The sequence below is a fragment of the Burkholderia sp. HMSC10F09 genome (assembly GCF_001806955.1).
In the GTDB taxonomy this organism is placed as follows: Bacteria; Pseudomonadota; Gammaproteobacteria; order Burkholderiales; family Burkholderiaceae; genus Burkholderia; species Burkholderia multivorans.
Genome location: NZ_KV786805.1, coordinates 1 through 10,330 on the forward strand (window position 1 = coordinate 1; position 10,330 = coordinate 10,330).

Here is a 10,330-nt window from a genome sequence, read left to right on the forward strand (position 1 = left end):
CCGCCCGCGCCGTTCACGATGCAGGAGCCGGCCGCCGTCGCTGCACCGCCGGCCGCGCCCGCGCCGTATGGCGCGCCGCTGCCGGTCGGCAGCTGCGGCAAACGCGCGGGCGGCTGGTGGGGCGTGCTGACGCTCGTCGTGACCGAGGCCGGCCTGTTCGGCTATCTGCTGTTCAGCTATTTCTACCTGCAGTCGCAGTCGGCCGCGCCGTGGCCGCCCGAAGGGATGCCGAAGCTCGGGCTCGCCGGCGTCGACACGGCCGTGCTGCTGTCGAGCAGCGTGTTCGTCTGGCTCGCCGAACGGGCGGTGCGCGCCGGCCGCCGGCCGCGTGCCGTCGCCGCGCTCGCCGTCGCGCTCGTGCTCGGCGTCGCGTTCGCGCTCGTCCAGCTGCACGAATGGCGCGAGCATCCGTACGGGCCGACCGCCCATCTGTACGGCAGCCTGTATTTCACGATCACGGGCTTTCACCTTGCGCACGTCGTCGCGGGGCTCGCGATTCTCGCGCTGCTCGCCGGCTGGACCGCGGCCGGCTTCTTCGACCGCGAGCGGCGCGTCACGCTGAGCGTCGGCGCGCTGTACTGGCACTTCGTCGATTTCGTCTGGCTGTTCATCTTCACCGCGCTGTACGTGACGCCGTACTGGCTCAGGAGGCCCGGATGACACACGCCCGCCGTTCGTTGACGCCGCTGCTCGCGATCGCGGCCGGGCTCGTCGGCGCGCCCGCGCTGTGGTTCGCGCAGATGGCTGCGTCCGAGACGCTCGCGTCGACCGCGTGCTATCCGCTCGGCGTCGCGCAGCTCGCGCCGCGCTGGGCGCATGTCGGCGTCTGGCTCGCGCTCATCGCGGGCGGCGCGTTCGCGCTCGCGGCTGCGTGTGCGGCGTGGATCGCCCGTGTCTGGCGCCGGCCCGACGAGCCCGACATCCGCGCGGCGACGCGCGACGACAGCACGCGGTTTCTGGTCCGCTGCGCGGTGCTCGCCGCGCTCGGGTTCGTCGTCGGTCTCGTGTTTACCGGGATCGTCACAGGTTTCGTGGGGCCGTGCAGTCCATGGCGCTGATCTCGTCCGCTCGCTTTCGGTTTCGCTTCCGGTTTGGCTTGCGCTGCGCGCGTCGGCCGGCGGTCGTGGCGCTCGCGCTCTCCGCCGTGCTCGGCGGCTGCGATCCGCTCGACGGCGGCAGCGCGCAACGCGATACGGCCGATGCGGCCGATGCGGCATCGGCGGCGTCCGCGCCGGAGCCGGCATCCGGATGGCGCTTCACGCGGATTCGCGCGCCGGCCGATGCGGCGATGTCCGCGCGCGCGGAGCGCGATGCGCGGCTATCCTCGCGGCACGGCGGTGCGGCGGCGGGCGGCGGTGCGTCGGACGCGCAAGCGTCGGCATCCGCTGCCTCGGGAACCGGCGCTGCGGTGCCGGATGCGTCGGCGCACGACGACGTGCGCCGGCCGCTCGTCGCGGCGACCGCCGCGGATGCCGATGCCGCGCTGATCGAGCGCGGCCGCTATCTCGCCCATGCCGGCGACTGCTCCGCATGTCACGATGCGGCCGACCACACGCCCTACGCGGGCGGACAGCCGGTGAACTCGCCGTTCGGTCCGATCTATGCGCCCAACATCACGCCCGATCCCGTACACGGGATCGGCCGCTACACGCTGCAGCAGTTCGACGATGCATTGCGGCGCGGCGTGCGCGCGGACGGCAGCAACCTCTATCCGGCGATGCCGTATGCCTCGTTCGCGCGGCTCCATCCGGACGACGTGCGTGCGCTCTACGCGTACTTCATGCACGGCGTCGCGCCGTCGCCGCAGGCCGGCAAGCGCACGGCGCTGCCGTTTCCGTTCAATCAGCGCTGGGCGCTCGGGCTGTGGCGCCTGGTGTTCGCCAACGACGAACGCTTCGTGCCGTCGCCGTCGCGCTCCGCGTCATGGAACCGCGGCGCGTACCTGGTGCAGGGGCTCGGCCACTGCGGCGCCTGCCATACGCCGCGCGGCCCCGCATATAACGAGCGCGGCTACGACGAGCGCAGCGCGAAGTTTCTGACGGGCGGCGTGACCGATCACTGGTTCGCGCCGAACCTGACCGGTGCGGACAACGACGGACTCGGCCGCTGGTCCGTCGACGACATCGCGGCATTCCTGCGCGACGGCCACACGCGGCACGGTTCGGTGTTCGGTGCGATGGCGCCGGTCGTCGGCGAAAGCACCGCGCTGCTGACCGACGGCGATCGCCATGCGATCGCCGTCTATCTAAAGTCGTTGCCCGCGCAACCGACTGCCGCGACGAATCCGCTCGGCGTCGGCATGCCGCGGCTGACCGCGGCCGGCCCGCGCCCCGAAGGCGGCCAGCAGGCGCCCGGCGCGGGCGTATATGTGAGCTTCTGCGCACGCTGTCACGGTGTGGACGGAACGGGCATACCGCATCACGGCCCGCCGCTCGCCGGCAATCCGGTCGTCGTCGCGGCCGATCCGACAAGCGCGATCCGCATCGTCGTCGAAGGTGCGCGTCCGGCGCCAAGCGACGATCGTAGCGGCGTGCGGCGCATGCCGGCGATGCGCGGCGCGCTGACGAGCAGCGAAATCGCGGCGGTCGTCAGCTACGTGCGCGGCGCATGGGGCAATCGCGCGGCGCCGGTGTCGACGCAGGATGTGCGCAGACTGCGTGCGGCGATTCATCGATGACGTGGGAGACGGGCGGTGCGCCGCGGAACGCAGGCACGCAGGCACGCAGGCACTACGACAAATTCACGGTGTGCCGACAGCAACGCGCATACGGGCCGCTCGTTCAATCTCGACTAGTTGCTTTCGCAACGACATCCGTAACGCTTCTTGTCACCGCTAACGAAAAATATTGCAAGGCAGGACGGCCACGACTGACCGCCCGCCGCGTTCGTCCACTCACTGGCACAGTACTGCGCGCCACCGGCAGGCTGACACATACCGACAATCGCGGCAAACACGCATTCGATCACGACGCGCGCGCCACCGAGACACCGCCTCGCGCGCACCATCGCCGCCACCGCATCACACACCTGCTCGCAAGCGCTCCACGATCGCCACCCTCGCCTCGCCCGTTACACCGCGCGCCGCACCAGCATCGCCCGAATGTTCGAGATCGCGCGCGCCGGATTCAACCCCTTCGGGCACACGCTCGTGCAGTTCATGATGGTCCGGCAGCGGAACAGCCGATACGGATCCTCGAGGTTATCGAGCCGCTCGCCCGTCGCGAGATCGCGCGAATCGGCGATGAACCGGTACGCCTGGAGCAACCCGGCCGGCCCGACGAACTTGTCCGGATTCCACCAGAACGTCGGACACTGCGTCGAACAGCACGCGCAGAGGATACATTCGTACAGCCCGTCGAGCTGGTCGCGCTCGGCCGGCGACTGCAGCCGCTCGCGCTCGGGCGGCGGCGTATCGTTGATCAGATACGGCTTGATCGAGTGGTACTGATTGAAAAAATCGGTCATGTCGACGATCAGGTCGCGCACGACCGGCAGCCCCGGCAGCGGGCGCAGCGTGATCTCGCGCGGCAGCGTCTTCATGTTGGTCAGGCACGCGAGCCCGTTCGACCCGTTGATGTTCATCGCATCGGAGCCGCAGATCCCTTCGCGGCAGGAGCGGCGATACGAGAGCGTCTCGTCTTCGCGCTTCAGGCGCCCGAGCACGTCGAGCAGCATCCGGTCGTCCGGCTGCACGGCAATCTCGTAGCGCTGCATGTAAGGCGCCGCGTCCCGATCGGGGTCGTAGCGATAGATATGGAGGATGCGCGTGTCGTCGTCCATCGTGTCTCCCGGCAAGCGGCCGCCGCGCGGCCGCACAGTGGCAGAGGCGGCGCAAGCGCCGTGCCGTCAATCGTCGTCGACGCGCTTGTCGACCAGATAGCGGCCGCGCTCGACGCCCGCACGCAGCGCTTCGTCCTCGGTCAGCCATTCGGGGCCGGCCGGCTCCGGCACGATCAGCTCGATGCGTGCGCCGTCGACGTAGAGCTGCACTTCGTCGCGCCATGCGCCGCGCTCGTTGCGCCGCGCCCACACGCGGATCTCGTGGCCGCGATACGGATCGCGTACCTGTGCGTCCTGTTGATGCTGCACGATGGCCTCCTGTGCTTATCTGCGATCACCTGAAAAAAATGCGCGCCGCACGACGGCCGCGCGCGCCCGATGCTGCGCGCGCACGCGGCGTACCCGCGCGCGGCGAACCGGCACGCCGCTTGCATCCCGTGGCATCGAACCGTCCCGGCACCGGGTCGGCACCACCTCGGGAGACACGCGATGATCGGCCACGTCGAACTCCTCGGACGCCTGTTGCTCGCTGCGCTGCTCGGCAGCGTGATCGGCCTCGAGCGCGAGCGGCTGAACTGGGCCGCGGGCCTGCGCACGCACATGCTCGTGTGCGTCGGCTCCGCGCTGACGATGCTCGTGTCGACCTACGGCTTCGAAGACGTCGCCGGCCGCAACGGCGTCGTACTCGATCCGTCGCGCGTCGCCGCGCAGGTGGTGTCCGGCATCGGCTTTCTCGGTGCCGGTTCGATTCTGCTGCGCGGCGAAGTAGTGCGCGGGCTGACGACCGCGGCGAGCCTCTGGGCCGTCGCCGGTGTCGGTCTCGCGGTCGGCGGCGGCATGATCGTCGCGTCGGTCGGCGCGACGGTCATCGTGCTCGTGATCCTCGCGGGCGTGAAGCCGCTCGAACGCCGCTTCATCGCGCAGCGTCAACAGCGCACGCTGCGGCTCGTCGTCGAGCGCGGCGGGCTCACGCTACGCACGCTGCACGACGCGCTCGGCACGCGGCACGTGCGCGTGAAGCGGTTCATCGTCCAGCAGTCGGACGACGATCCGGACACCGACGACATCTCGGTCTCGTTCTCGCGAACGAGCCCGGTGGAATTCGCGGCGATCTGCCGGACGCTGCAAAACCTCGCCGGCGTACGGATCTGCCGTCCCGACACTTCGTCAAGGAGTCTCGTGTGACCCAGACCGATCTGCTTTCGTATCTCGTCACCAGCCAACTGGCCGCGCGCATGCGTTCCGGCGCGTGGCTCACGATCGGCCAGGTCGTCGGCGCGCTGCGCGCATGGCTCGCGTACCACCACGCCGAATGCGACTGGCTCGACCGGATCCGCATCGTCGAAGCCGCCTCGGCGATCGCGGAAGGCATCTACGAGGTCGCGACGGCGCACGGCCAGCCGGCCGACGGCGAGCGCGTACGCCTCGACGCGCATTCGCCGGAAATGCAGGCGCTGCGCGCACGCTGCGACGTGCTGCTGCAGCGCATCGACGGCGACCGGGACGTCGACGCACGATGATCGTGCCGGCCCGCGGCTCGCGCACCGGCTTCGCGACGGCCGGCCCGGCGCGCGCCGACGACGCGCAGCGCGGCGCCGCACCGGGCGACGCGATCGTCCGGCACGGCCTGCTCGAGGTCGGCCGCAACTGCGACACGATTCGTCATGCGGACCGCTTCGCGACGCTGATCGACGGCGACGCGTATTTCTCGACACTGCGGGCCGCGCTCCTGCGTGCGCGCCATACGGTGTTCATCCTCGGCTGGGACGTCGACAGCCGGATGCGGCTCATGCCGGGCGGCGCCGACGACGGCTTCCCCGATACGCTCGCGGCGTTCCTGCACGCGCTCGCGTCGCGCCGGCACAACCTGCGGATCTACGTGCTCGCGTGGGACTTCGCGATGATCTACGCGCTCGAGCGCGACTGGCCGCCCGTCTATCGCGCGAGCTGGCGCGCGCATCGCGGGATCGTGTTCCGGCTCGACGATGCGCATCCGCGCGGCGCGTCGCATCATCAGAAGCTCGTCGTGATCGACGACCGGCTCGCGTTCGTCGGCGGCCTCGATCTGACGCGTGCGCGCTGGGACACGCCCGCGCATGCGGCGGACGACCCGCGCCGGCGCGACGAACAGGGCATGCCGTACGGACCGTTCCACGACGTGCACACGATGTTCGACGGCGACGCGGCCGCAGCGATCGGCGAGCAGGCACGCGCGCGCTGGCTGCGCGCATGCGGACGGCCGATCGCGATCCGCGCGCACAAGCATCTCGAACGCGACGACGATCCCGACCCGTGGCCGCCCGGCGCGCAGGTCGACGTGCGCGACGTGCAGCTCGGCATCGCCTATACGGCGCCGCGCCATCGCGACTCGGCGCCGGTGAGCCAGGTGCGCGAACTGGTCGCCGACACGATCCGCACCGCGCGCCGCCATCTGTATATCGAGAACCAGTACTTCACCGCGGCCGTCGTGCGCGAGACGCTGTCCGCGCGCCTCGCCGACGAGGACGGGCCCGACGTGACGGTCGTCGCGCCGCGCGTGCAGAGCGGCTGGCTGCAGGAAGCGACGATGGGCGTGCTGCGCGCGCGGCTGCACGCCACGCTCGTCGCGGCGGACCGCTTCGGGCGCTACCGGCTGCTGTATCCGCACGTCGACGGGCTCGGCAACGGCTGCGTGAACGTGCACAGCAAAGTCGCGATCGTCGACGACGAATGCCTGATGATCGGCAGCGCGAACCTCAACAACCGCTCGATGCTGCTCGACACCGAATGCTGCGTCGCGCTGGTCGCGGCCGGCGACCCGCGCGTGCGCGCCGCGATCGCCGGCACGCGCGACCGCCTGCTGGCCGAGCATCTCGGCACGACGCCCGCGGCCGTCGCCGACGCGTTCGCGGACGCGCTCGCGCGCGGCGCACGGCCGAACGACGCGCTCGACCGGCTGCGCAAGGACCGCGGACGTTCGCTGCGCACGCTCGATCCGTCGGTCGCGCCGCAGCTCGACGCGCTCGTGCCGGTCAGCGCGTGGCTCGATCCCGAGCAGCCGATCGAGCCCGATCGGCTGATCCGCGAGTTCGTGCCGCGCGAACAGCACCGCACGCTCAGCGCGCGCTTCCTCGTGCTCGGCGCGATCGTGCTGCTGATCGCCGCGCTCGCGCTCACGTGGCGCTTCTCGCCGCTCGGCGAGCGCCTGAACGTCGCATCGCTCGCACATGCGGCCGCCGGCATGTCGCGACTGCCGGCCGCGCCCGTGCTGCTGCTGCTCGGCTACGTGATTGCGGCGACGCTCGCGGTGCCGATCACGCTGCTGATCGCGGCGACCGGCCTCGTGTTCGGCGCGTGGCCCGGTTTCGCCTATGCGGGCGCGGGCACGCTGATGGCCGCGGTCGCGACCTACGGACTCGGCCGCTGGCTCGGCCGCGACGCGGTACGCCGGCTCGCCGGCGCGCGCGCGAACCGCCTCAGCGAGCATCTCGGCAAACGCGGCGTGGTCGCGATGACGGTGCTGCGGCTGCTGCCGATCGCGCCGTTTACGGTCGTCAACCTCGTCGCGGGCGCGTCGCATATCGGGCTGCGCGACTTCGTGATCGGCACGGCGATCGGCATGCTGCCCGGCATCGTGCTCACGGTGATCTTCGCGAACCAGCTGCTCGCCGCGTTCAGCCATCCGGGGCCGACCGCGTTCGCGTGGCTCGCGGCGATCGGCATCGCGCTCGTCGGCGTGTCGGCGCTGCTCGTCAGGATGCTGCGGCGATGGCGCTGATCCGGCACACGGCAGCGCCGCCCGAAGTCGTCACGGCCCCCGCGCCGCCCGCGGCCGCGCCGGGCGGCCGCGATCTGCGCATCGCGACGTACAACATCCACGGCGGCTACGGCCCGTGGCACGCGCGCGCAGCGGACCGGATCGCCGCGGTCATCGACGAACTGGACGCGGACGTGATCGCGCTGCAGGAAGTGCCGCTCGGCGGCACGCGCGGGCCCGACGTGCTCGCGCATCTGCGCGACGCGACCGGCATGCACGCGGCGGCCGGCCCGACGATCGATACGGCCGAGCGCCGCTACGGCAACGCGGTGCTGTCGCGCTATCCGATCCGCGCGGCGCGCACGCTCGATCTGTCGTTCCATCAGCGCGAGCCGCGCGGCGCGCTCGATGCGGACATCGACTGCCGCACCGGCCCGCTGCGCGTCGTCGCGACGCACCTCGGGCTGTCCGCGCGCGAACGCAGCGCGCAGGTGCAGCGGCTGCTCGCCGCGTTCGACACCGGGGCGATGCCGGTGATCCTGCTCGGCGACATCAACGAATGGTTCGTGCGCGGCCGCGCGCTGCAGGCGCTCGTCACGCGGTTCCGACGCGCGCCCGCGCCGCGCACGTTTCCGACCGTCTGCCCGCTGTTCTCGCTCGACCGGATCTGGGTGCATCCGGGCGAGCTGCTGGTCGACGTCGCGGTCCATCGCAGCGCCCGCGCGCGGCACGCGTCCGACCACTATCCGCTCGTCGCGCGGATGCGCGCGCCGCAGCCGGAGCCGAAGCCGGAGCCGGCCGCCGCACCGTTCGACCGGCCGGGCACGCCGCTTGCGCGCAAAGACGCCCCCTGACGACGGAGAGCTCCATGCAGATCGACGAACTCGACGGAACCGCGCTCGACTACTGGTGCGTGCGCGGCCTCTGCGCCGACCACGAAGACACACTGCGCTTCACGGCCGTCACGCCGACCGTGGTCGTGACGGCCGCGTGCGAGGCGCTGCGCCGGCTCGACGCGCACTTCGCGCCGTCGCGCTCGTGGGCCGACGCGGGCGCCGTGCTCGATCGCGTCACGGACCTGCGCATCGTGCGGCGCGGCGGCGAGGTCGAGTGCGACGCGTCGTTCGCCGACGGCCCGTCGACCTGAGCCGCGCGCGGCCCGAATGCGCGCGTCGCGTTGCTGCGCGCGTACGTGCGCGCCTGCTTCGGCGACACGGTCGACGCGCCGCCCGATTTCCCGCACCGCATCGAGCGCGGCGCGATCGTGCGCTACGACCCCGGCGCGCCGCTGCCCGAAGCGGACGACGCGTCGGCGCTCGGCGACAGCACGGACATCCGCTCGGTGCCGCGCATGTGAGCGTGCGCCGCGCCGCCGCGCGTTCCCGGTACGCACCTCATGTAAAAACGACAGGGCCGCATCGGCGCGGCACCGCGCCGGCGTTGTCGCGCGGCGCTGCGCGGAGCGGGCACGCGCGTTGCGTTCGGCTTGCGCCCTGATCGCCCTCGCTGCCTGCCCGAACGCTCACATGGAACCTGTGCCGACCTTCGCTCCGCATCTCTACTTCTGCGACGCCCGCCTCGTCGGGCCGCTCGACGCATGGTCGGCGACCTTCGCGCATGTCGCGGGGATGGGCTTCGATCATGTGCTCGTCGGCGCGTTCTGGGCGTCGAGCCCCGCCGGCTTTGCGCGCCACGTCGCGGATTTCGACCGGCCCGCCGACGTGTTCGGCACGCGCGACAGCGCGCTCGACACCTTCGCGCGGCTCGCGCAGCTCGCGCAAGGGCACGGGCTGCGCGTGCTGCTCGAAGTCGTGCCGGAGCGCGTCGCGCGCGACAACCCGCTGCGGGCCGCGCATCCGCACTGGTACGTCGAGCGCGCGCACGACGACGCGCTGATCGACCCGCGCAGCGCTGCACACGCGCAGGACATCGCGCACGCAAACCTGACCGACGACGCGGCGCGCGATGCGCTGTCGGCGTGGTGGCGCGCGCATCTGACGGCCTATGCGCAGGCCGGCGCCGCCGGCTTTCTGGTCGACGCGCCGCAGCACCTGCCGGCCGCATGGTGGGCGCAGTGGCGCGCCGCGCTGCAGCGCGTGCGGCCGTCGCTCGCGCTGATCGCCGGCGTGCCGGGCCATGCGCGCGACGCGCTCGCGCCGCTCGAATCGGCCGGCTTCGACGCCGTGTTCTCGTCCGCGCGCTGGTGGGATCTGCGCGCGCCGTGGTTCGTCGACGAGCACCGCTTCCTGCGCCGCATCGGCGCGCCGATCGCGTTTCCCGACGCGTTCGACGGCCCGCGTCTCGCGGACGACTGGCGCGATGCGCCCGACGAGCGCGTCGCACGGGCCTATCGCCGCGCGTTGTGGACGGCCGCCGCGGTCGGCACGGGCTGGCTCGTGCCGATGGGCTTCGAGCGCGGCGTCGCACTGCCGCTGATGGCACGCGATGCGAGCGCCGCGCACTACCGCGCCGCGTTCGACGCCGCGCGCTTCGATCTGTCGAGCACGCTCGCCGACGCGAACGCCTGGCGCCGCGCGACGCCGGTCGCGGCCGCGCGCGGCGAACTGTTGCAGCTGAGCGCGCCCGACGCGCCGGCGACCGTATTGCTGCGCGGCACGAGCGCGTCGCTCGAATACGACGACGACGCGCTGCTGATCGCGCTGAACCCCGATCTCGACGCCGAAGCGCGCGTCGATCCGGCGACGATCCTGCCCGGCGTGCCGGGCGGCTTCACGCACGTGGCGACGCCGAACGACGCGCCGTCGCGCACGCCGGCCGCGCTCGACGCGTTCACGCTCGCGCCCGGCGCCTGCG

The 10,330-nt window shown here is 72.1% G+C and carries 9 protein-coding genes and 2 pseudogenes; 9 read left to right on the forward strand and 2 right to left on the reverse strand.

What is annotated here, in order from left to right:
* From HMPREF3115_RS19965 to HMPREF3115_RS19975, 3 genes are all read left to right on the forward strand, one after another.
* Nucleotides 1–660: cytochrome c oxidase subunit 3 (locus tag HMPREF3115_RS19965; RefSeq protein ID WP_256276295.1), on the forward strand; the 660-nt coding region annotated here is incomplete at its 5' end.
* Nucleotides 657–1,058 carry a hypothetical protein gene (locus tag HMPREF3115_RS19970; RefSeq protein ID WP_006405131.1) on the forward strand — a complete coding sequence of 134 codons (402 nt, stop codon included), beginning with the start codon at nt 657–659 and terminating at the stop codon, nt 1,056–1,058. The genes HMPREF3115_RS19965 and HMPREF3115_RS19970, both read left to right, overlap by 4 nt.
* Entirely contained in the window at nt 1,049–2,677 is a 1,629-nt protein-coding gene (locus tag HMPREF3115_RS19975; protein ID WP_070555720.1) for a cytochrome c, read from the forward strand. Before HMPREF3115_RS19970 ends, HMPREF3115_RS19975 begins: the two co-directional genes overlap by 10 nt.
* Nucleotides 2,678–3,069: 392 nt before the next feature.
* On the opposite strand, the gene HMPREF3115_RS19980 is transcribed toward HMPREF3115_RS19975, so the two are convergent.
* Nucleotides 3,070–3,780 (reverse strand): succinate dehydrogenase/fumarate reductase iron-sulfur subunit, encoded by a 711-nt coding sequence (locus HMPREF3115_RS19980; RefSeq protein ID WP_006398966.1) that lies wholly within the window; start codon nt 3,778–3,780, stop codon nt 3,070–3,072.
* 66 nt (nt 3,781–3,846) lie between these two features.
* Nucleotides 3,847–4,089 (reverse strand): DUF6566 family protein, encoded by a 243-nt coding sequence (locus HMPREF3115_RS19985; RefSeq protein ID WP_006398965.1) that lies wholly within the window; start codon nt 4,087–4,089, stop codon nt 3,847–3,849.
* A 180-nt stretch (nt 4,090–4,269) separates the two neighbouring features.
* Between HMPREF3115_RS19985 and HMPREF3115_RS19990 the strand changes: the two genes are divergently transcribed.
* The 6 genes and pseudogenes from HMPREF3115_RS19990 to HMPREF3115_RS20015 all read left to right on the forward strand — a co-directional run.
* Nucleotides 4,270–4,965, forward strand: a complete 696-nt coding sequence (locus HMPREF3115_RS19990; protein ID WP_006405126.1) for an MgtC/SapB family protein — start codon at nt 4,270–4,272, stop codon at nt 4,963–4,965.
* Nucleotides 4,962–5,300: a hypothetical protein gene (locus tag HMPREF3115_RS19995; RefSeq protein WP_006405125.1), complete on the forward strand. Its 339-nt coding sequence runs from the start codon at nt 4,962–4,964 to the stop codon at nt 5,298–5,300. Before HMPREF3115_RS19990 ends, HMPREF3115_RS19995 begins: the two co-directional genes overlap by 4 nt.
* Nucleotides 5,297–7,537 carry a VTT domain-containing protein gene (locus HMPREF3115_RS20000; protein WP_070555722.1) on the forward strand — a complete coding sequence of 747 codons (2,241 nt, stop codon included), beginning with the start codon at nt 5,297–5,299 and terminating at the stop codon, nt 7,535–7,537. The genes HMPREF3115_RS19995 and HMPREF3115_RS20000 overlap by 4 nt, the downstream gene beginning before the upstream one ends.
* Entirely contained in the window at nt 7,528–8,370 is an 843-nt protein-coding gene (locus tag HMPREF3115_RS20005) for an endonuclease/exonuclease/phosphatase family protein (RefSeq protein ID WP_006405123.1), read from the forward strand. The genes HMPREF3115_RS20000 and HMPREF3115_RS20005 overlap by 10 nt, the downstream gene beginning before the upstream one ends.
* A gap of 14 nt (nt 8,371–8,384) precedes the next feature.
* Nucleotides 8,385–8,873, forward strand: a pseudogene (locus HMPREF3115_RS20010) (phage protein NinX family protein).
* A 169-nt stretch (nt 8,874–9,042) separates the two neighbouring features.
* Nucleotides 9,043–10,330, forward strand: a pseudogene (locus HMPREF3115_RS20015) (DUF3416 domain-containing protein); the annotation flags it as partial.